Raw genomic sequence first — 21,530 nt, forward strand, 5'->3', positions numbered from 1 at the left:
AGCTGTAACTTTTAGGATACATATAAATATCACCATCATTTATAAATATTACCCCTATATGAGACATGGGCTCTTAATCAATTTTATATTTGTGATTTATAATAGCACCTGGTTTTCATGAAAATTCTTATTCAGTATTTAAAAGCTTATAAAGGTTTAATAGGTTTAGCCCTATTATTTGCCACTATAAACCAATGCTTTTCTTTAATAGACCCACATATTACAGGAAAAATTGTTGATAATTTTATCAATAAAAAAGATGAGTTAACAGAGTCTGAATTTACTATAGGAGTTTTAAAGCTTATTGGTTTAGCTGTAGGTGCAGCTATGATTTCTCGTATTGCTAAAAACTTTCAGGATTATTTTGCTAATATCATTACTCAAAAATTGGGCGCTAAAATGTATGCTGATGGTTTGGCTCATTCTTTACAATTACCTTATCAAACTTTCGAAGACCAACGTAGTGGAGAAACCTTAGGTATCCTACAAAAAGTACGTACAGATTCTGAAAAGTTTATCATCGCTTTCATCAATATCTTATTTACAAGTTTGGTAGGGATGGTTTTCGTCATCATCTATTCTTTAACCGTAAGCTATAAAGTTACGCTGGTTTATTTTGCTTCTATACCTTTGATATTTGTAGTGAGTTGGTTCTTAAGTAAGAAAATCAAGACCATCCAAAAGAAAATTGTGGGTGCAACAACATCTTTGGCTGGTGCTACAACAGAATCTTTAAGAAATATAGAACTGGTAAAGAGCTTAGGTTTAGCCAACCAAGAGATTAACAGATTAAATAATACAACTTATAAAATTCTAGATCTGGAACTTAAAAAAGTAAAATATGTGCGTAGTATGAGCTTTTTACAAGGTACAACCGTAAACCTGGTTAGAAGCACTATGGTAGTAATTTTACTCTTGCTTATCTTTAAGAACGATATATCAGCAGGACAGTATTTTACATTTTTATTTTACTCATTCTTTTTATTTGGCCCATTACAAGAGTTTGGTAATATCATTTTAACTTATAGAGAGGCAGAAGCATCCTTAAATAATTTCAAAAAAACCCTAAACACACCAAAAGAGGTTAAACCTTTACACCCGAAACATACCGGACCAATTCATGAGTTGGAGCTTAAAAATCTTAGCTTTCAGCATTTAACAGCCTTAGCTCCGGCTTTGCACAACATCAGCTTTAGCGTAAAAAAAGGAGAAACTATTGCATTTGTTGGCCCTTCTGGATCTGGTAAAACTACTTTGGTAAAATTACTGGTTGGGCTATACCAACCACAAGAAGGTGAGGTTAACTATAACGGCATCCACAGTAATGAAATAGATTTGGATGAGTTAAGAGAGCGAATTGGTTTTGTAACTCAAGATACTCAGCTTTTTTCTGGTACCATCAGAGAAAATTTACTTTTTGTGAGTCCAAACGCTACGGATGAAGCTTGTATGCAGGTTTTACAAAAAGCCGCTTGCCAATCTTTATTGGCTAGGGCCGATGCTGGTTTAAATACCGTCATTGGCGAAGGTGGCGTCAAAGTTTCTGGTGGCGAGAAGCAAAGATTATCTATCGCCAGAGCACTCTTAAGACAGCCAGATATTTTAGTTTTTGATGAGGCAACATCAGCACTAGACTCTATTACGGAAGAAGAAATTACAGAAACCATCAGAGATGTATCTGGAGGAAAAGAAAGAATAACCATTTTAATTGCCCATCGCTTATCAACCATTATGCATGCCGATAGAATTTTCGTTTTAGAGCGTGGCCATATTGTTGAAGTTGGTAAACATGAAGATTTATTAGCAGATAAAGGCTTATACTACGCCATGTGGAGACAACAAATTGGAGAAAAAAGGCTAAACGATAAAGCTTTTGTTTAATTTAGTGTATTGATGTTTAAAATATAGCTCATGATGCTATCTGTATTGTTACAACTATCACAAACTGGCTATTTTATGTTGCTGGCTGGTTTGTTCTTTTTCCCTTTATTAGTGGCTTTGGTAACTGCTAAAGATATTTTTTTTAACGAGAACTTATCTGCAAACCTCAAATTGCTTTGGTTATTAATTGTCATTTTAATACCCTTATTAGGCGCTATTATTTATTTCTTTTGGGGTAAGCCTATGGCAGCCAAAAAGAAATTTTAATGATGATTGCTAATATCATGTAAGGTTTTTGGGATCAGTTTTTTAGTCTTCATCCAAGTAACAGCAGCTACCAATAAAGTCATGCTGCCCCCAAATAAAACCGCTGGTACGGTACCCATCAATTTTGCTGTTAAACCAGATTCAAACTGACCAATCTCGTTTGAAGAACCTATAAACATGGCATTAACAGCTGATACCCTACCTCGCATTTCATCAGGTGTAAGCAATTGTAAAATGGTAGAGCGAATAATCACACTTACACTATCAAAAGCACCTTCTAAAAATAAAAAGAAAAGGGTGAGGTATAAATTTCTGGATAAACCATACCCTATTATAGAGATTCCAAAACCAGCAACCGCAAATAAGAGATTACGCCAAGGTTTACCCATAGGCGAGAAGCGTGTCATCACTAACATGGTTAAAACAGCGCCTAAAGCAGGTGCAGCTCTCATCATTCCAAATTCCTGAGCACCTACTTTTAAAACCTCACTGGCTATTACCGGTATTAAAGCTACAGCACCCCCAAAAAACACCGAAAATAAATCTAAACTTAAGGCACCAACCAACATTTTGGTTTTAAAAACAAACTTTAAGCCTTCTGATAAGCTTTCATAAATACTGGTTTTAGGTATATAAGTGGGAGGTACACTTTTAAAAAAGAATGTAGCCAAAAATGAAACAGAAATACTTGCAACAATAATTAACAAGGTGGTATGCACACCTATAAAACCATATAACAAGCCGCCTAAAGCCGGACCCACAATTGCTGCAATTTGCCAAATTGAGCTATTCCAGGTAGAAGAATTAGGGTAATGTTCTCTCGGTATAATTTGCGCCATCAAAGAGAAAGCGGCGGGCGAAAAAAATCCTCTGGCTATCCCAACTATAAAAATAATGCTATAAATAGCGATAATAACTTTTGATGTCCCCAATAACGCAACAATGCTAGGTGTGGTTACTACATACAAAGCAAAAGATGCTAAAACCATTAAACCAACCACCCATTTTATTAAAACCGCTTTGTCTGATTTATCAGCTACATAACCGCCATACAAAGCAATTCCTATAGATGGAATAGCTTCGGCTAGCCCTATTAAACCTAGCGAAAGTGGATCTTTAGTAATGTTATAAACATACCAACCTAATACTACGGCTTGTATTTGATAACCTATGGTAAAGAAAAATCGCATCCCTAAGAAATACCTAAATTCTGGAAATTTAAGGGCTATGTAGGGGTTGTTAGAAGTAGCTGCCAATGTTGTTTATAATTTTAAGATATTTTGTCTAATGAGATTCCGTTTTTCTTTACAGAGAAGAACTTTCTTAAGGTCTGATGTTTTTCCAAATTTAAGTCTGGGTCTTCCTCAAAAATTTCTATCACTGTTTTTCTAGCTTCTTGTAGTATTTGTTGGTCTTGAGAAATATCAGCCAATTTTAAGTCTAAAATACCACTTTGCTGAGTTCCTTCTATATCACCAGGGCCTCGCAATTGTAAATCAATTTCTGATATTTCGAAACCATCGTTAGTTCTTACCATGGTCTCTAATCTTATTTTAGCTTCCTTACTAAGTTTCACACCAGACATCAAAATACAATAAGATTGTTCTGCGCCCCTTCCTACTCTTCCTCTTAATTGATGCAATTGTGATAATCCAAAACGCTCTGCATTCTCAATAATCATAACCGAAGCATTAGGTACATTTACTCCAACTTCAATAACCGTAGTGGCTACCATAATTTGGGTTTCTCCCTTTACAAAGCGCTGCATTTCATATTCTTTATCTTTTGCAGCTAATTGCCCATGCACAACACTAAATTTATATTGTGGTAAAGGAAACTCCATAGCCATAACCTCTAAACCATCCATTAAATTTTTTAAATCTAGTTTGGCACTTTCTTGAATAAGCGGATACACGATATATACCTGCCTACCTAGTGCTATTTCTCGCTTCATCAAACCAAACATCCTTAACCTTTGTGTTTCATAAAGATGTATGGTTTCAATAGGTTTTCTACCAGCAGGTAATTCATTAATCATAGATACATCTAAATCTCCATACAAAGTCATGGCCAGGGTACGCGGTATAGGTGTGGCGGTCATTACCAAAACATGAGGCGGTATCACATTCTTACGCCAGAGTTTAGCTCTTTGCTCTACACCAAAACGATGTTGCTCATCTATCACCACCAAACCTAAATTTTTAAACTGTACTGTATCTTCTATGAGGGCATGCGTACCAATTAAAATTGCTAATTCTCCACTGGCTAACTTTTCAAAAAGTATGTTACGCTCTTTCTTTTTAGTTGAGCCTGTTAGTAAAGCTATTTCTACAAAATCATCTTTTAACAAAGCTTTTAAAGAATGATAATGCTGTGTAGCCAAAATTTCTGTTGGTGCCATTAAGCAAGCTTGAAAGCCATTATCAATAGCTAAAAGCATACTCATTAAAGCAACTACGGTTTTACCAGAGCCCACATCGCCTTGCACCAATCTGTTCATCTGTATACCTTTTTGGGTATCCGATCTGATCTCTTTTATAACCCTTTTTTGTGCGTTAGTTAAAGAAAATGGCAAAAGGTTCTCATAAAAATAATTAAACTTATCACCAACCTGAGCAAACACATTACCTTTAAATTTATAAGTCCTCAGCAATTTACTCCTCAACATTTTAAGCTGAATAAAAAATAGCTCTTCAAACTTTAAGGTTATTTGGGCTCTTTTTAGGGATTTACTATCTGTAGGAAAGTGGATTTGCAATAGAGCCTCTTTATGCGAGTTTAATTTATATTGCTCTAAGATATAGCGAGGCAATACTTCCTCTATTTTATCGACAACCTGCTCTAATAAGTTTGCCGTTAACTTCTGTATGCCTTTAGTATCTAGTGAAAACTGTTTTAATTTCTCTGTTGATGAGTAAACAGGTTGTAAGCTTAAATTACCCTTGGTTACATTTTCCTTAGAAAAAAGCTCCATTTCTGGATGAGCCATTTGCGCTTTACCATTGAAATAGTTAAGCTTCCCAAAAATGATATAAACCTGATTTAATTTCAGGTTTTTCTCCACCCATCTTATTCCCTGAAACCATACCAATTCTATCTCGGCAGTATCATCATAGGCTTTAGCTATTAATCTTTTACTCTGCTTTTCGCCGATGACTTCAAAAGACTTTAGCCTTACTAATATTTGTACATGCGCTAAATCTGGTGGTGCTTCTGCTACTTTATAAAATTGCGTTCTATCGATGTATCTAAAAGGATAATAGTACAGTAAATCTTCATAGGTGAAAATTGCAGCCTCTTTTTTTAAGATTTCGGCCCTTTGCGGACCAACACCTTTAAGATACTCTATAGGAGTTTTAAATAATGGATCATTCAAAATCTGTAACTTCTCTTACTACTAATTTACGTATTGTACCGGATATAATTTTCCAATTGAATATGATAACTGCAAATACCAATAGTAAATATGCAAATGCCTGAATAAAATTAATTCCCTCGTTAAAATATAAAAACGCTACAGCAAATGCAATGACAGGATTAATATATATAATAATCCCAACTGTTGATGATGGTAAACCTTCTAAAGCAAATAAACTTAAAAATAGCGGTATCAGAGTAAATAGAACCGCTATGATGGTAATATCAAACCAAAAGTTTAAATCAACAGGAAGGCTTAATCCTAAATTTAAGTATAAAGGTAAAATCACAATAAAAGCTATCATTAACTGCAAACCCAACATGTTAACTTTATTAAATACCTTACTAACCCTTTGTATGATTAAATAAAAAGCATAAAAACTAGCAGTAACAATAGACCATAAAACTTCATGTAAGGAGCCAGTTGCCAAAATAAGTACACTAACAAGTGCAATCATAATTCCTACAATTTTTTGTCGGTTGATATCCTCCTTTAAAATAATAAAGCCAGATAAGGCCGTAATCAAAGGACAAATCATGTAGGCAAAAGCTGCTGAGTTGAGACTTACATGATTGATAACATAGATAAAAGCATACCAGTTAAAGGTGATTAAAACACCAGAGGTAAGTAATAGGATAAGAAGTGTTTTTCTTTCTGATTTTGAAGATGATGCTAAGATTTGGATATCATCTAACAATTGTTTTCTTTGAAAACCGGCAATGAATACACAGCAAATTATTAATGATATAATTATTCTGCAAAAAAGGATCTGCTCTGCCTCATAATGCTGAACAAATCTTATAGGTACGGCTACAAAACCCCAAATGATATTTGCAGATAATGCAGCCAAAAAGCATTTTAATTTTAAGCTCATGAAGCTTTAACTGCAATAAGCGATATTTCTACATTTACATTTTTGGGTAATGTTTTCACGGCTACTGTTTCTCTTGCCGGATAATCTCCAGTAAAATATTGTCCATAAATTTCATTCACCTCAGCAAAATAAGACATATCACTTAAAAAAATAGAGGTTTTTACTACATGGCTAAAATCCATAGCTGCTGCTTCTAAAACAGCCTGTAAATTAGCCATTACTTGCTTAGTTTCTAAAGCTAAAGTGCTGTCTATAATTTCGCCGCTTACAGGATGTAAAGCTATCTGGCCAGAAACATATAAAGTATTACCTGCTAACACAGCCTGGCTATAAGGGCCTATCGGCGCTGGTGCTGAAGGTGTATTGATGATTTTTTTCATTTTCAAAATTTAAATGGTAGCCTCTAATGTAAGACAAACCAATCTAACAGTTTCCAAATCAAACCCAATAAAAAAACAATAATGGCTGTTTTATTAATCCAATGCATTACCCTCAGATTAAAATTATCTGGTCTGTTTGGGTCTTTCTTTCTAAAGAAATATAACATATCGCAAATTTATAAAATAAAAAAGGGAGTCCTTTTGCAAGAACTCCCTTTTCTTAAAATTTGTTTTAATTATTTCTGTCTGAATTCAACACGACGGTTTTTAACACGTCCTTCTTCAGTTGCATTAGATGCAATAGGGCGGCTCTCGCCATAACCTTTTGTAGAAATTCTTTTTGCATCTACACCAGAGTTAACTAAATAAGTTTTTACTGCATTAGCTCTATCAACAGATAATTGCATATTGTAAGCATCTGTACCTTCTTCAGAAGCGTGGCCATCTAATTGAAGACCTTGAGCTTTATTAGCTCTCATCATTGATGAAATTTTATCTAGAGTAGGGTAAGCAGAAGTTCTTAATACTGAAGAGTTGTACTCGAATTGGATGTTATCAACACCAGACATCGTAGCTGAACCCATTTCAGGACAACCATTTAATTCTGGAGTACCTTTTTCAGTAGGACAGTCATCTTTCCAATCTGGCACACCATCACCGTCAGTATCTAACTCGCAACCAGCACCATCAACTTTAGCACCAGCAGGTGTGTTAGGGCATTTATCTAAGTGATCTGCAACACCGTCACCATCGGAATCTTTTTTAAGATCTTGAACTGATTGCTCAACATTTGTAACACGACCTTTTAATGCTTCAACTTCTTGACGTAAAGTAGGGTCTTTTAACTCATCATACATCATAGCAACTGGATTTGCCCAGTTTAAGTCTGGCTTAGCTTTAGAACCTAAAGAGAATTCTAAACCACCACGTATAACAGAGAATTTATCTTTAGAAGTACCACCAGCGTAAACACCGTCAAAGTTATCTCCATCAATAAATTTAGTATCATAACCAAAATCTAAAGCAACACGGTCTGATAATTTAAACTTAACACCAGCACCTACAGGGATGTAAGCTTGTCTGATGTAGTCATTGTTACCTTCATCACCGTATAAGCCTTTGTTATTTACTGCTGGAGTACCATCGCCATCAGCGTAAGTAGTATATAACATTGGGTTAAAAGCAATTAAACCATAACCAGCAGATACGTAGAAATTAACTGCATTCTCTCTTCTTAAGAAATCCACAGTTGCTACGTTAACAACTCCACTTAAGTTAATATCATATTGTACTTCTGTTTTAGCAGTGCTGTAAGGTGTAGCATCGCCTGGTCTGAAAGTACCAACACCTTTATTGTAAGCAATAACATTACCTCTGCTTAAGTTACCTTGTAAGCCAAAAGAGTGTGCTAATTGCTTTCTTAAAGAGATACCATAGTAAAAGCCCATAGTGTGCTCGCCAAATTCAACGTTCTTTCCAAAATCATTGGTACCGCCGATAATGCTTAATGGTAAAGAACCACCAGCGTTAACACCTATTGTCCAAGTTCTATACTGGCCTCTCCCTCCGAATACTTTTGCAGACGACGTAGTAGCAGGAGTCTCCTGTGCTTGAGTCGCTACAGCGAAAGCAGTTGCTAATGATAAAGCGACCGTTTTCTTCAATGTAGAATAATTCATAATCATTTTTTTAAAGGTTAAACAATTTTAATTGTAATTTGTCACAAAAATAAATTTTAAGTTTGACATCAGCAACTTATCAAACTTCATTCCAAAATATTTTTTTCATATTACAGGTTTATACGCAATTTTAAAATAAGGGTTTCTTAATTTAGTTTTATGAAATACACTACTAAAAACGCAGATTTATTTGTTTTTAATCGTAAAAATTTAGCTAATCGCCTCAAAAAAAATAGTTTAACTATTTTTAACTCAAACGATGAATATACCAGAAGTGGAGATCAATTGTATAAATTCAAACAAAATCCAGACTTATACTACTTATCTGGTATAGACCAAGAACAAACAATTTTATTACTTTTTCCGGATTGTCCTAATCCTTTGTACAAAGAAGTCCTTTTTTTAAGACAAACAAACGAGCATATAGCCATTTGGGAAGGTCATAAATACACCAAAGAGGAAGCACAACGTGTTTCGGGTATTAAAAGTATCTACTGGCTAGATGATTTTTGGAATATTTTATCAGCAATTATACATTATGCAGAAAATATATACCTCAACACTAATGAGAATGACCGTTACGCCAATCATGTACCTTATAGAGATTTAAGATTTATAGAGGATTTAAAATCTAAATATCCTTTACATCATTACCAACGTGTTGCGCCCATCATGCGTGATTTAAGAATGGTAAAATCTGATATGGAAATTACTATCACCCAAAAAGCATGTGATATTACTGGAGATGCCTTCAATAGGGTATTAAAATTTGTTAAACCAGGCGTAATGGAATATGAAATTGAGGCAGAAATTATTCATGAGTTTATTAAGCAAGGCGCTACAGGGCATGCCTATGAACCTATTATAGCTTCAGGAAGAAATGCCTGCATACTTCATTATAATGATAATAATCAGCCTTGTAAAGATGGGGATGTGATATTATTTGACTTTGCAGCAGAATATGCCAACTATAATGCAGATTTAAGCAGATCTATCCCGGTAAACGGCCGTTTTACCAAACGACAGAAAGATGTTTACAATGCAGTTTTACATGTTTTCAAAGAAGCTAGAAAAATGTTAGTACCTGGTACCATTTGGAACGAATACCATGATGAGGTAGGTAAAATTATGACAAGCGAATTGATAAAGCTTGGTTTACTGGACAAACATGATGTGGCTAAACAAAACCCTGCGGTGCCAGCTTATAAAAAATATTTCATGCATGGTACATCGCATCATTTAGGTTTAGATGTACATGATATTTCTGACAGGTACAAGCCATTTGAGGCTGGTAACATCTTAACCTGCGAACCAGGAATCTATATTTTGGAAGAAAATTTAGGTATCAGGCTAGAGAACGATATTTTAGTAACCGCAAATGGTCCGGTAGATTTAATGGCACATATCCCCATAGAAGCAGAGGAAATAGAAGCTATAATGAACGCATAAAAGTTTCTATAAACTGATAGATATTAAAATGAGGATGATAAGCTTCGGTAATTTTCTGCTGAAGCTTATTTTTTTGGATAGCTCTCATTTGATAATGCTGAATCAATTGCCAAGCTTTCTGGGTAAGTAACTCTATTCTCTTGAGCCCACCCTGAGGTTTAAAAAGTAGTATTTCTCCGGCAAGTTCCTTTACACCTATACCCTTATCAGCTACGGTATTAAAAACTTTTATTTGCTGATGCTTTTCTCTAATTAATTTTTGGAGACCAATGGTAAATAATTGTGCATCGGGTCTGTCTGATTTATTTACAATAAAAATATCTGCAATCTCCATTAAGCCCGATTTAATATGCTGTATTTCATCACCAGATTCTGGAACCAAAACTACCATAGTTAAATCTGCCAGACCAGCAATTTCAACCTCAGACTGCCCAACGCCAACGGTTTCTACAAAAATAAAATCGAAATGAGCGGCTTTTAAAACATCCGTCATCTCTATGGTTTTGCTAGACAAGCCTCCTAAAGCACCTCTGGTAGCTAAAGAACGTATAAAAACATTTGGATGGTTGAACTGGTCTTTCATCCGGATACGGTCTCCTAATAAAGACCCAAAGCTAAAAGGTGATGTTGGGTCTACTGCTAAAATTGCTATCCTCTTACCTTTTTCGGTTAAATGCCCTATCAAACTATTTAACAAAGTACTTTTACCTGCTCCTGGTGGGCCAGTAACCCCAATAACCGGAGTTTGGTGTAGATGTAAAGATTTCAAAATATCATCGGCCCCGGCTAAATCATTTTCTACAATGGTTAAAGCTCTGGCAAGAGATTTAACATCTCCAGAAGTCATACTTGCTAATAGTGTTTTTGCCTTATCTAACATTAACTTAACTTTGGTTATGTTTCAAGTAAAAATATCAATTTAAAATGAGCAAGATGCCTAGAGCAAGCATTTATTCTTTATTAAGAGAACATGCTGTAGAAGCAAGTTGTTTTTTACTCATTTTTGGATTGTTTTTTTCTAGAGCAATTTTATCCATTTCTCTTGTTTTAATGCTCTTAACAGCTATAAATAGCTTTTATCATCATCAAAAAATAAATCCTATAAAGCTAAAGCATTACTTTTTTATAGGTTTATATATCCTCATATTATTGAGTTTCTGGAATACTACTGATAAAGCTGCTTTGTTAAATTTGCTCTTTAAAAACAGCTTTTTATGGCTACTTCCGTTAGTTTTTATGATGGCTAAAACACCTCATGAGGCAAGTATACAACGTTTAGCTTTATTTTTTGGATTTTGCGGAGTTTTCTGCATCAGTGTAGATTTGTTATGGATATTATCTCATCTGCAACTTTATCAAGAGATAATCACCCAAGGTAGAAATATAACTTCTGTTTTGGGTCCGTATCATACAGAACTTGGCCTGCTTTACAGCTTTGCTTTTATAGCTTTAGCACTCTCACTTTTAAAGCAAACAAAATCTTTTAAAAAAGGGATTATTGCTACTTGTTTAATTTTGCTTTTGATAGGTCTAGTGGTAGTAGCACAACGTTTTACCCTAATTTCTTTATGGCTTACCGGATTATTTTTTATGTGCCGAGAAATCATCATCAATAAAAACTATAAATACCTAGGTTACGCTTTCTTATTGTTTTTAGCCAGTATTATTGTTTATCAAAAAGTGCCTGCTGTTAAGCAAAAAATAAACTCTACTAAACATGATATCATCAATTTAGTAGAAAATAAAAACCCCAATTATTTATCAATAAGCCAGCGTTGGGCAGCAAATAAATGTGCTTTAGAAATTATCAAAAGCAATATTTTCATGGGTGTTGCTCCTGCAGATTTAAAACAGGAGATGGATCATCAATATACCCATAATTCCTATTGGCTCATCCCTCAAAACAGAGTTTTTATCCATAACCAATACTTATATTACATGGCCTCTTACGGCGTGATTTTTAGCATTTTGATTTTCTTAGGTGGGTTAATAATTATCCTCAAGGAACTCATTCATAATTTCATATTTTTAGCATTTGTAATTCCTATTATCCTTCACATGTTTACAGATAATACTATGGAAAGGCAAATAAGCGGTATTAGTGTAGTATTTTTGTTACTTTTATTCACGAATTTTAATATCAAAACTTTATCAGAAAGATGAAAGTAGCCGGGTTTACCTTTATTAGAAACGCTGTAGTTAATGATTATCCGATAGTAGAGGCTATTACTTCCATCTTACCCCTATGCGATGAATTTATTATTGCCCATGGAAATTCTACTGATGATACTTTACAATTGTTGCAAGCTATAGATTCTCCAAAAATCAAAATCATTGATACTGTTTGGGATGATAGCGTAAGAGAAGGCGGTAAAACTTTTGCTTTAGAAACAGACAAAGCTTTTACAGCTATATCACCAGATGCAGATTGGGCGTTCTATATACAAGGCGATGAGGTGGTGCATGAAAAATATCATGAGACCATTAAAAAAGAAATGCAGCTATGTTTAGAAGATAAAAATATAGAAGGCTTATTATTTAAGTATCTACATTTTTATGGTTCTTATGATTATATCGCTACTTCCAGACGTTGGTACAGGAAAGAAATAAGAATCATCAAAAATATGCAAGGTATGCACTCTTATAGAGATGCACAAGGATTTAGATTTGAGAACAGGAAAATAAAAGTTAAAGAAATTGATGCTTATATTTATCATTATGGATGGGTTAAACCACCACACGGGCTAAACCATAAAGTGAGAAATTTCAATAAGTTTTATCGTGATGATGAATGGATTGAAACCCATATCCCAAAAGCAGAAAGCTTTGATTATGGTAATGCAGACGAATTGGTAAAATTTAATTCTAGTCACCCTGTAGCGATTCGGCAACGAATTACGAATACTAATTGGGAGTTCTCTTTTGACCCCACAGTGGTGAAGAAAAAATTAAATTTTAGAAGGCGCTTACTAAAATGGATAGAAGAGCGAACTGGATATAGGCCTTTTGAATACAAGAATTATCAAAAAGTAAAGTAAAGATGATGAGAAGTATCTCGGTAATCATACCCAATTATAATGGGAAACATTTATTTGAAAAGTATTTTGAGCATAATTTTAATGTGATTCATGCTTGTGCAGATGAAGTTGAGATTATTGTAATTGATGATGCTTCTGAAGATAACTCGGTAAAATATCTTAAAGAAAATTATGCAGATAAAATTATCTTAATACAAAAAGAAAAAAATTCTGGCTTTTCAGAAACCTGTAATATTGGTATCCAAGCTGCAAAAAACGAATTAATTTTTCTTCTAAATACTGATGTTAAGCTAGAAAACAATTACTTCAAAAAGCTTTATAAATATTTTGAAAAAACAGATACGTTTGGTGTGATGGGTCGTGTAATTGGTATGGATGACGACCAAATTCAGGAAGCTGCCAGATGCCCAAAGGTTAGCGGACAAAAAATAAAACCCAGCAATTTCTTTTACCTCAAAAATAAAAATACACTTACTCCTACTTTTTATCTTTCTGGTGCTATTGCACTTATAGATGCCAAAAAATTAAAAACTATAAAAGGATTTAATGAAATGTTTAATCCTTTTTACTGTGAAGATCAAGAACTATCTATCAGAGCCTGGCGTCTAGGATGGAAATGTTATTATGAACATGATGCCATTTGTAGGCATGAAATATCAGGAAGTACTAAAGACCATAGTAAAAAGCGTGACATTAAAATGGTTTACTTTAGAAACAGATATTACACGCATTACTTGCATCTTACTGGTTTTAATCTTTTCCTATGGCACATTCAAGTAATATTTACGGATATTATATTAGGGATCTTAACATTTCAATTTTATAAAGCTGAGGCTTATTTTAATGTTTTTTTAAACAGAAAACATCTTAAAACTAAAAAAGATGAGTTTCAAAACCTAATGAAAGAACGAAATACTAACCATAGTTTAATGGATATTATCTATCAAATCCGTTCATTTATTGGAAATAAAGAGGTTGTTAAATGCTAGAATCAACTAAAGTTATTATTTTGATAAGTAATCATTTAACAGAATAGTGTATATTTACCCCTCAAAGGCTTTCTCAGACTGCTTTAAACTTTACAGACTAAGTTTTAGCCAAACCCCAATAAAGTTAATTTTATTATATGTTAAGTTATATTAAAGCTTCTTTAGCCAGAAAAAAAGCAAGAAGAGTTACACAAGAGTATCCTCCACAAATTGAAAACTTTGATTTGGGAAAATACGGTCAAATCTCTTTTGCTAACTGGTCTAACCCTTTGGTTCCGCATATAAAAATTCATACGGCAATGGTTGAGTTTTTTAACCAGTTTATTAAAGAAGGTGATTTAACTATAGATATTGGGGCAAATATTGGAGATACTACAGTACCTATGGCTATTTGTAGTGGTAAATCAGGTTTAGCACTCGGCTTTGACCCTAACCCTTTTGTTTTTAAAATTCTTCAAAAAAATGCGTCTTTAAATGAAGATAAATATAGGTTAGAGCCTCAAAATTACGCCATCTCTACACAAGATGAAGAGTTTTATTTTGTATCATCAGAAGCATCTTTTGCTAATGGAGCAATATCACCTACTAAAGATAGCCCACATGGTAAGTTTGTTCAGGAAAGTAAGGTTAAAGGTGTTAATTTAAAAGCTTTCTTAGAAAGTAAATACCCTGAGTGGGTAAATAAACTCTCTTTTATAAAAATTGATACCGAAGGTTACGATAAGGAAATTATCAAATCTATAAGCGATTTAATTGAGCAATGTAAGCCTGTTATTATAGCAGAAAGTTTCGGAAAAGCCAGTAATGACGCTAAGGTAGAATTGTACGATGTTATTAAAAAACATGGTTACGATATCTTCTATTTTGAAGATTTTGATATTCATGCAACGGTAGAAAAGCTCCCTCATAACACGGATATGATGAAGTTTAAAAAAACAATTAACATATACGCAGTACCAACAAATTAGGCTTTAGAACTAGCTGGTAAAAATATTTAAGAAAGAGGATGTCTCAAAAATCATAATTGTCTAATGAAGCTTTCGTGGAAATGTTCTCTGATATACTCAGAAAAGTCTCCGACTTCTGCTCAGCCTGACACAAATGGTGATTTTATATCTTCTCAACTTCGTTTTTAGTCATGAAAACATACTTCAGATTATTATCTTTTGCAAAACCTATAGAAAAATTCGCAATACCTTATATAGTCTGTACACTGTTTGCAGTTGTTTTTGGTACACTTAATTTTGGTTTAATTATCCCATTATTAAACACCCTATTTTTAGATACCAAAGAACAAATTATAGCACCAAGTTTTCCAGAAGCCAGCTTTTCTTTTAGTTATCTGATAGATTTATTCAATTATTACTTCAAAACTACCATTGTTAACGAAGGTAAAATAGGTGCCTTAAAGTTTGTTTGCGTGGTTATCATTTGCTCTAACTTACTGGCCAACTTATTCCGTTATCTTTCTCAAAGAATTATGGAAGATTTACGCATTCATACTTTGCTAAATCTCCGTAAAACGGTTTTTAATAACGTGATGAATTTACATGTTGGCTACTTTAGTAATGAAAGAAAAGGAGATATTATCTCTAAAATTGCTTCTGATGTACAAGTAGTTCAGTTCTCTGTTACTGGCACTTTACAAGTTGTTTTTAAAGAGCCTTTACAACTTATTGCCTATATCATCGCATTATTATTAATATCCGTAAAACTTACCTTATTCTCTTTATTGGTTATTCCTGTTTCTGGTTTAATCATTGCCAGAATTGTAAAATCTCTAAAAAGACAGGCCACAGAATCACAAGAGACCTATGGTCTGATGATTTCTTATTTAGATGAAGCCTTATCAAGCATCAAGGTTATCAAAGCTTTTAACGCTATATTTTTTGTTACAGATAGGTTTGATAAGCAAAATCAAAAGTATTCTAAAATTACCCGCTCTATGACCAGAAGACAGCAATTATCTTCTCCGGTATCAGAGTTTTTGGGAATATGTACCGTTTCTGGGATATTATTATACGGTGGTAATTTGATTTTTGGAAATGCATCAAACCTGGCTCCAGAGGAATTTGTAACCTATATTGCTATATTTTCACAAGTAATGCGCCCTGCAAAAGCTTTAACAGATGCCTTTAGTAATATAAACTCTGGTATTGCAGCTGGCGAGCGTGTTTTAAATTTGGTGGATACTAAACCAGAGGTTACAGATAAAGCAGATGCCATTGCGGCTCAGCCTTTTTCTGATAGCATCCAGTTTCAAAATGTTTCTTTTGGTTATACCGATAAAAAAGTACTCGATAAATTAAATTTTACCATTAAAAAAGGGCAAACAGTGGCTTTGGTAGGCCCATCAGGAGGTGGAAAAAGTACCATTTCTGATTTGATTCCACGGTTTTACGATGTAAATGAAGGCGCTATTTTATTTGATGGGAAAGACATCCGTAATCTAAAAATAGAATCTTTAAGATCTCAAATGGGCATGGTTAGCCAAGAATCAATTTTGTTTAACGATACCATCTTTAATAATATCTCTTTTGGGATAGATGAAGTTAGCCAAGAAGAAGTGGAGGCTGCAGCAAAAATTGCCAATGCTCATAACTTTATTCTGGCTACAGAAAATGGTTATCATACCAATATTGGAGATAGAGGGATGAAACTTTCTGGCGGACAAAAACAACGTTTAAATATTGCCAGAGCAGTTTTGCGTAATCCATCTATTCTAATTTTAGATGAAGCAACATCAGCTTTAGATACAGAATCAGAAAAATTAGTTCAGGAAGCTATCAATAATTTAATGAAAAACCGTACTTCTTTGGTTATTGCACACCGTTTAAGTACCATCCAAAATGCCGATTTAATATTAGTTTTAGAAGCAGGCCAAGTAGTTGAGCAAGGTACTCATCAAGAGTTAATGCAGCACCAAGGGCTTTATAAAAAATTAATTGATATGCAGACTTTTGAGTAGTTAGTTCTTTTTTCTAAATTTTTCTTTCATTTGTTTAAAAATATACCGAAGCCATATTATCAAGCCAAAATTTCTGTAAATCAAAGAGCTTTTATCCTTTTTAAATTGAATATCTTCAATAAATCCTGAAGAACCTGTATGATTAAAATGAGCTATAATATAATCCTTATATAAAAAGTTATAATGTTTAAAACATCTCATGTTTAGTTCATAGTCAGCAAAAATACGATAACGAAGATTATAATTGAATTTTTCAAACACACTTTTCGGATAAATCATAGCTTGGTGAAAAATACCATCTTTTGCTTGTTGATAAGCGGTTAGCTCACCAGATCTTTTTATTCCTCTTGTTATCACGTTTGCATAATAGATACAAGTATTGTCCGCGAGTTCCAAAACAAAATTTGAGAAATCATCATATAACTCATCATCAGCTCCTATGAAATAAACCCATTTTGATTTGATATGCTTTAGAGCCTTATTCATAGCATCATAAATCCCATTATCTTTATTACTTTCCCAATAATATAAATACTCAGTATTAGCTTTTATAATGTCTACTGTTGCATCAGTACTATTTCCATCTATTATTATGATTTCAGCAACTATATTTTTCTGTCTATAAATACTATCTAAACATCTCTGCAATGTTTTAGCGGCATTAAAAGTTACAATGATGATACTTATATGTTCCATATTGGTTAATGATTACTTTCAGCAATTATAAATTAAATCATTTTTATTCTATATGTTAGAATGTAAATTTGTACTCATAATAAATGTATAATGGTCAAAAAAAAAAATACCCTTTCAAAGCTATGGCTTAAATTCACTAATAAAAAAGAATACAAAGAATATAAATGGTTAATTCAAACTCAAAAAAGTAAAGATTTTATTTTAGGATTTATAGAAGATAAAAGACTAACTGATTTATATAAAATTCAAGAATTTATTAATCAAAAGCAGTATATTAATTTTATACATAGTGGAAATGCAGGTGATATTATTTATGCCTTACCAACATTAAAAAAGCTTTATGAACTAACTGAAACAAAGATAAACTTTTATTTAAGATTGAATCAACCTCTTAAAATGTCTGGTTTTACATCCCATCCTTTAGGAGAAGTAATGATGAACGAGGCGATGGCTAACATGCTTATTCCTTTAATTAATTCACAAGAATATATAAATGTATGTGAACCTTTTAATCATCAAGAAATTCATGTTGATTTAGATTTCTTTAGAGCAGGTCTCATCCCTCTTGATAAAAGTAATATAGCTAGATGGTGTGGTTATGTAACAGGTATTAATCCAGAATTGTACAAAAGTTGGTTAACTGTTAAACCTGATTATTCTTTTTCAGACACCATAATCTTAGCTAGAAGCGAGAGATACACTAATCCATCAATAGATTTTTCATTTTTAAATAACTATAAAAATTTAAAATTTGTTGGTGTAGCTTCCGAATATAAAACGATGAAAAAATTTATCCCTAATTTAGAGTGGCTACAAGTTTCAGATTTTCTACATTTGGCACAAGTAATTGCTGGATGTAAATTCTTTATTGGTAATCAATCATTTCCTTTTTCAATAGCAGAAGGATTAAAAACACCTCGTATTTTAGAGGTGTATTACGAGATTGCTAATGTCATCCCTGAAGGGAATAATGCATACGATTTTATATTTCAGGAACATTTTGAATGGTTAGTTAATAATTTAAATCAAAAATAATTGATAAAAGGGTTAATTTCTATAATTATTCCAAGCTATAACTATGGTTTCCTATTGGCTCAAACTTTAAAGTCAATAGAAAAACAGTCATATAATAATTGGGAAACTATAATAATTGATAATGGTTCTACCGATAATACTAAGGAAATTGTAGAGCAATTCACAAAAAAAGATTCGAGATTTAAACTTCTGACAGAAAAAAAGAAAGGAGTTTCTAAAGCAAGAAACAAGGGGCTTCAAACTGCTAATGGAGAATTTATTCAGTTTTTAGATGCAGATGATTTAATAAGTGAAAATAAATTAAAGTTACAAATAGAATATTTAGAAAAACATACATACTTGGATATACTATCATGTGATACTTATTATTTTAAGAATGACGACATGAATATACGATATTCTAGTTTTGAATTAGATGATAATATAGTTTCTCCTGAATTTGATGAAGATATTTACAATACAATTTATAGTCTGATAGAAAGAAATACACCAATATGTGGTCCTGTTTTTAGAGCTAGAATATTAGCTGATGTGCATGGATTTTCAAATGATATGAACTATGGCGAAGATTGGGATTTTTGGCTTAAATTAGCTTTTAAAGGTTATTTATATGGTTATTTAAAAAATGATTTGGTTTATTCCCTTATAAGAGTTCATAATAATAATACAAGCCATGAGAAATTCAAGATGCATGAAAGTGTTTGTGTGATAAGAAAAACAATAAAAGAACTCATAAATGAAAATAAGAATTTAAGTAAGAGACAAAAGAAAATATTACTAAAAAAGAATAAGCATCTTGAGACCAATAATTTTAAAGAATTATTTTTTAGAAACTTAAATAATAGACAAAATCTACTAATACTTTTAAAACATTCTGGAATAATTAATTTTATAAAATTTATTATTAAAGCATTAAATAGGAAGAGATTACAAAAGTAAACCTGAAAACTAATTTGATTTTATAAATGCAGTTGCTTTTGGTTTCAGAAATAAAAAATCATGAAAATTGTTAAATTTCTTGGAGGCCTGGGGAATCAAATGTTCCAATATGCTTTTTATAAAGCCTTAAAGCATAAATTTAATGCTGTTAAAGCAGATACCTCTGGCTTTAACAATTATCATCTTCACAACGGATTAGAATTAGAGGAGATTTTTCCAATTAAATTAGACATTGTTTCGGCTTCTGTAGCTAAACTTTATAATCCGGATTTTAATGAGTGGCATAATAGAAAGTTAAGAAGAATATTAGGGTTGAAAGGTGCGTACTATCAAGAGCAACAAGAATTCTTTTTCGATACTGATATTTTTAAGGATGTTAAAAAGAAATATTATTGGGGATATTGGCAAAATCCACTTTATTTTTCTGATGTAGAAGACGAACTAAGAAAAGATTTCACCTTTAGAAAAAGCTTAGATACAACTAATGAAAAAAGACTAATACAAATGAGAACTCATGAGAGTATAGCTGTTCATATTAGAAGAGGCGACTATATAGGGCATGAATTATTAGGGAATATCTGTAATTTAAACTATTATCAACAAGCTATAAATTATATAAAAGAGCATGTTCAGCAACCTATTTTTTATTTTTTCTCTGATGATATAGAGTGGTGTAAATCAAACTTTAAGAACATAGAAGCAGTTTTTATAGATGGAAATACAGGGGTAAATAATTACATCGATATGCAATTGATGAGTAATTGTAAACATCAAATCATAGCAAATAGTAGTTTTAGCTGGTGGAGCGCTTGGTTAAATACAAATCCAAATAAGATGGTTATCGGTCCTAAAAAATGGATACATAAAAATGATGAAAAAGAGATAGGTATTTTACCCTCTAATTGGATAAAAATATGATTTCACCTGATATCACTGTTTTTATGGCTGTTTACAATGGTGAACGATTTCTTCGTGAAGCCCTAAACAGCATTTTGCAACAGACCTTCCAAAATTTTGAACTCTTAATTGTTAATGATGGTTCAACAGATCATTCTGAAAACATTATTCATCAATACACAGACCCAAGAATTAGACTTATCAATAACCAAAAAAACCAAGGACTTGTTATCACCAGAAATATAGGACTTCAAGAAGCAAAAGGAAAATATATAGCCATATTAGACAGTGATGATATTGCTTTACCACAAAGACTTGAAATACAATATAACTTTATGGAAAACCACCCAGATATTGCCATCTGTGGAAGTAAAGCTATTCAGTTTAATCATTTAAACGAGGAGGTACTTATAGATGTGCCTACCGATTATTTAGCCGAAAGATTAATCTTTGGGAATGTATTTGTAAACTCTAGTATTATCTTAAAAAGAGCAGCGGCGCTTGAAGTTGGCGGTTATCAAAATTATAGTTTAGGAGAAGATTATGATTTAGCTTTAAGAATTTCTGAATTTTATCCGATAGCTAACCTTAACCAAATATTGGTTAAATATAGAGTGCATCAACACAATATTACGCTTACAGAAAATAAAGCCTTATCACAAGAAGAACTTAAAATAATTAAAGCTTTATATCTAAGATGGAGTATAGACGTTAGTGAAAGAGAAATAGCTATTCATCATGCTATTCTCTACAGCCGTGTAAAAGAATATTCTACAGAAGAATTTTTATCACTATTAAAAAAAATAAAAGCTACTAATCAAAGTTCAAAAAAATTACCTATATCTGATTTTAATCTTATTATTCATTTAAAGTGGTTTGAGATATTAAGGCATCAGAAAAAGAAAAGTGCTATCTTCTACTTTTTTAATTCAACCCTTTTTGATAAGAAGGCCTTCACTACGAAGCAATTTCGAAAACTCTTTAAACAAATGATAGGATTTAATTTTTAAAACTAAAAAA

At 32.6% G+C, this 21,530-nt stretch carries 20 protein-coding genes; 12 read left to right on the plus strand and 8 right to left on the minus strand.

Features of this window, described 5'->3' with window-relative positions:
- The first annotated feature begins 117 nt into the window (after window positions 1-117).
- Both B2745_RS13655 and B2745_RS13660 read left to right on the plus strand, forming a co-directional pair.
- The gene (locus tag B2745_RS13655; RefSeq protein WP_304067690.1) at window positions 118-1,881 is read left to right on the plus strand and encodes an ABC transporter ATP-binding protein; all 1,764 of its coding nucleotides are present in this window, start codon (window positions 118-120) and stop codon (window positions 1,879-1,881) included.
- Window positions 1,882-1,911: 30 nt separating this feature from the next.
- Window positions 1,912-2,148, plus strand: a complete 237-nt coding sequence (locus B2745_RS13660; RefSeq protein WP_304067692.1) for a PLDc N-terminal domain-containing protein — start codon at window positions 1,912-1,914, stop codon at window positions 2,146-2,148.
- Here B2745_RS13660 and B2745_RS13665 read toward each other — a convergent pair.
- From B2745_RS13665 to B2745_RS13685, 6 genes are all read right to left on the minus strand, one after another.
- Complete coding sequence (locus B2745_RS13665) at window positions 2,145-3,404, minus strand: MFS transporter (protein ID WP_304067694.1); 1,260 nt, start codon at window positions 3,402-3,404, stop codon at window positions 2,145-2,147. The two genes, B2745_RS13660 and B2745_RS13665, sit on opposite strands and share 4 nt — an antisense overlap.
- 14 nt (window positions 3,405-3,418) lie before the next feature.
- Window positions 3,419-5,524, minus strand: coding sequence for an ATP-dependent DNA helicase RecG (gene recG / locus B2745_RS13670; RefSeq protein ID WP_304067697.1), 2,106 nt, complete (start codon window positions 5,522-5,524; stop codon window positions 3,419-3,421).
- Entirely contained in the window at window positions 5,517-6,440 is a 924-nt protein-coding gene (locus tag B2745_RS13675; protein ID WP_304067701.1) for an EamA family transporter, read from the minus strand. Before B2745_RS13675 ends, recG begins: the two co-directional genes overlap by 8 nt.
- Entirely contained in the window at window positions 6,437-6,820 is a 384-nt protein-coding gene (locus tag B2745_RS13680; RefSeq protein ID WP_026905312.1) for a RidA family protein, read from the minus strand. The genes B2745_RS13675 and B2745_RS13680 overlap by 4 nt, the downstream gene beginning before the upstream one ends.
- A gap of 23 nt (window positions 6,821-6,843) precedes the next feature.
- Window positions 6,844-6,987 carry a DUF6728 family protein gene (locus tag B2745_RS16955; protein WP_317131496.1) on the minus strand — a complete coding sequence of 48 codons (144 nt, stop codon included), beginning with the start codon at window positions 6,985-6,987 and terminating at the stop codon, window positions 6,844-6,846.
- A gap of 69 nt (window positions 6,988-7,056) precedes the next feature.
- Window positions 7,057-8,499: an OmpA family protein gene (locus B2745_RS13685; RefSeq protein ID WP_304067703.1), complete on the minus strand. Its 1,443-nt coding sequence runs from the start codon at window positions 8,497-8,499 to the stop codon at window positions 7,057-7,059.
- A 159-nt stretch (window positions 8,500-8,658) separates the two neighbouring features.
- Here B2745_RS13685 and B2745_RS13690 point away from each other — a divergent pair, with 159 nt between their 5' ends.
- The gene (locus tag B2745_RS13690; RefSeq protein ID WP_304067706.1) at window positions 8,659-9,948 is read left to right on the plus strand and encodes an aminopeptidase P family protein; all 1,290 of its coding nucleotides are present in this window, start codon (window positions 8,659-8,661) and stop codon (window positions 9,946-9,948) included.
- Here the strand turns inward: B2745_RS13690 and meaB are convergent.
- Window positions 9,932-10,828 (minus strand): methylmalonyl Co-A mutase-associated GTPase MeaB, encoded by an 897-nt coding sequence (meaB, locus tag B2745_RS13695; RefSeq protein WP_304067709.1) that lies wholly within the window; start codon window positions 10,826-10,828, stop codon window positions 9,932-9,934. The genes B2745_RS13690 and meaB overlap by 17 nt on opposite strands.
- Window positions 10,829-10,881: 53 nt before the next feature.
- Here meaB and B2745_RS13700 point away from each other — a divergent pair, with 53 nt between their 5' ends.
- The 5 genes from B2745_RS13700 to B2745_RS13720 all read left to right on the plus strand — a co-directional run bounded on the left by B2745_RS13700 (window position 10,882) and on the right by B2745_RS13720 (window position 16,943).
- Entirely contained in the window at window positions 10,882-12,111 is a 1,230-nt protein-coding gene (locus B2745_RS13700; RefSeq protein ID WP_304067711.1) for an O-antigen ligase family protein, read from the plus strand.
- Window positions 12,108-12,986 carry a glycosyltransferase family 2 protein gene (locus B2745_RS13705; protein WP_304067714.1) on the plus strand — a complete coding sequence of 293 codons (879 nt, stop codon included), beginning with the start codon at window positions 12,108-12,110 and terminating at the stop codon, window positions 12,984-12,986. The genes B2745_RS13700 and B2745_RS13705 overlap by 4 nt, the downstream gene beginning before the upstream one ends.
- Before the next feature lie 2 nt (window positions 12,987-12,988).
- A complete protein-coding gene (locus tag B2745_RS13710; RefSeq protein WP_304067716.1) occupies window positions 12,989-13,975 on the plus strand; it encodes a glycosyltransferase family 2 protein in 987 nt (328 codons plus the stop codon).
- Window positions 13,976-14,112: 137 nt separating this feature from the next.
- Window positions 14,113-14,943, plus strand: coding sequence for an FkbM family methyltransferase (locus B2745_RS13715; RefSeq protein WP_304067719.1), 831 nt, complete (start codon window positions 14,113-14,115; stop codon window positions 14,941-14,943).
- 170 nt (window positions 14,944-15,113) lie between these two features.
- Entirely contained in the window at window positions 15,114-16,943 is a 1,830-nt protein-coding gene (locus B2745_RS13720; RefSeq protein WP_304067722.1) for an ABC transporter ATP-binding protein, read from the plus strand.
- On the opposite strand, the gene B2745_RS13725 is transcribed toward B2745_RS13720, so the two are convergent.
- Complete coding sequence (locus tag B2745_RS13725) at window positions 16,944-17,639, minus strand: glycosyltransferase family 2 protein (protein ID WP_304067725.1); 696 nt, start codon at window positions 17,637-17,639, stop codon at window positions 16,944-16,946. It lies immediately after the preceding gene.
- Between the two features lie 90 nt (window positions 17,640-17,729).
- On the opposite strand from B2745_RS13725, the gene B2745_RS13730 reads away from it, so the two are divergent.
- Genes B2745_RS13730 through B2745_RS13745 form a run of 4 tightly spaced genes read left to right on the plus strand, consistent with a single transcriptional unit; the run spans window position 17,730 to window position 21,520 of the window.
- Window positions 17,730-18,674 (plus strand): hypothetical protein, encoded by a 945-nt coding sequence (locus B2745_RS13730; RefSeq protein WP_304067727.1) that lies wholly within the window; start codon window positions 17,730-17,732, stop codon window positions 18,672-18,674.
- Window positions 18,675-19,613 carry a glycosyltransferase family 2 protein gene (locus tag B2745_RS13735; protein WP_304067728.1) on the plus strand — a complete coding sequence of 313 codons (939 nt, stop codon included), beginning with the start codon at window positions 18,675-18,677 and terminating at the stop codon, window positions 19,611-19,613.
- Between the two features lie 60 nt (window positions 19,614-19,673).
- A complete protein-coding gene (locus tag B2745_RS13740) occupies window positions 19,674-20,531 on the plus strand; it encodes an alpha-1,2-fucosyltransferase (protein ID WP_304067731.1) in 858 nt (285 codons plus the stop codon).
- A complete protein-coding gene (locus B2745_RS13745; RefSeq protein WP_304067734.1) occupies window positions 20,528-21,520 on the plus strand; it encodes a glycosyltransferase family 2 protein in 993 nt (330 codons plus the stop codon). The genes B2745_RS13740 and B2745_RS13745 overlap by 4 nt, the downstream gene beginning before the upstream one ends.
- The last annotated feature ends 10 nt before the right edge of the window (window positions 21,521-21,530 follow it).

Source organism: Pedobacter glucosidilyticus, from assembly GCF_002483235.1.
GTDB lineage: Bacteria > Bacteroidota > Bacteroidia > Sphingobacteriales > Sphingobacteriaceae > Pseudopedobacter > Pseudopedobacter glucosidilyticum_B.

What these genes read in the sequence shown, in the direction of transcription:
- B2745_RS13655 (WP_304067690.1), top strand. Translation starts at nt 118, where the DNA reads ATGAAAATTCTTATTCAGTATTTAAAAGCTTATAAAGGTTTAATAGGT.
- B2745_RS13660 (WP_304067692.1), top strand. Translation starts at nt 1,912, where the DNA reads ATGATGCTATCTGTATTGTTACAACTATCACAAACTGGCTATTTTATG.
- B2745_RS13675 (WP_304067701.1), bottom strand. Translation starts at nt 6,440, where the DNA reads ATGAGCTTAAAATTAAAATGCTTTTTGGCTGCATTATCTGCAAATATC.
- B2745_RS13680 (WP_026905312.1), bottom strand. Translation starts at nt 6,820, where the DNA reads ATGAAAAAAATCATCAATACACCTTCAGCACCAGCGCCGATAGGCCCT.
- B2745_RS16955 (WP_317131496.1), bottom strand. Translation starts at nt 6,987, where the DNA reads ATGTTATATTTCTTTAGAAAGAAAGACCCAAACAGACCAGATAATTTT.
- B2745_RS13685 (WP_304067703.1), bottom strand. Translation starts at nt 8,499, where the DNA reads ATGAATTATTCTACATTGAAGAAAACGGTCGCTTTATCATTAGCAACT.
- B2745_RS13690 (WP_304067706.1), top strand. Translation starts at nt 8,659, where the DNA reads ATGAAATACACTACTAAAAACGCAGATTTATTTGTTTTTAATCGTAAA.
- meaB (WP_304067709.1), bottom strand. Translation starts at nt 10,828, where the DNA reads ATGTTAGATAAGGCAAAAACACTATTAGCAAGTATGACTTCTGGAGAT.
- B2745_RS13700 (WP_304067711.1), top strand. Translation starts at nt 10,882, where the DNA reads ATGCCTAGAGCAAGCATTTATTCTTTATTAAGAGAACATGCTGTAGAA.
- B2745_RS13705 (WP_304067714.1), top strand. Translation starts at nt 12,108, where the DNA reads ATGAAAGTAGCCGGGTTTACCTTTATTAGAAACGCTGTAGTTAATGAT.
- B2745_RS13710 (WP_304067716.1), top strand. Translation starts at nt 12,989, where the DNA reads ATGATGAGAAGTATCTCGGTAATCATACCCAATTATAATGGGAAACAT.
- B2745_RS13715 (WP_304067719.1), top strand. Translation starts at nt 14,113, where the DNA reads ATGTTAAGTTATATTAAAGCTTCTTTAGCCAGAAAAAAAGCAAGAAGA.
- B2745_RS13720 (WP_304067722.1), top strand. Translation starts at nt 15,114, where the DNA reads ATGAAAACATACTTCAGATTATTATCTTTTGCAAAACCTATAGAAAAA.
- B2745_RS13725 (WP_304067725.1), bottom strand. Translation starts at nt 17,639, where the DNA reads ATGGAACATATAAGTATCATCATTGTAACTTTTAATGCCGCTAAAACA.
- B2745_RS13730 (WP_304067727.1), top strand. Translation starts at nt 17,730, where the DNA reads ATGGTCAAAAAAAAAAATACCCTTTCAAAGCTATGGCTTAAATTCACT.
- B2745_RS13740 (WP_304067731.1), top strand. Translation starts at nt 19,674, where the DNA reads ATGAAAATTGTTAAATTTCTTGGAGGCCTGGGGAATCAAATGTTCCAA.
- B2745_RS13745 (WP_304067734.1), top strand. Translation starts at nt 20,528, where the DNA reads ATGATTTCACCTGATATCACTGTTTTTATGGCTGTTTACAATGGTGAA.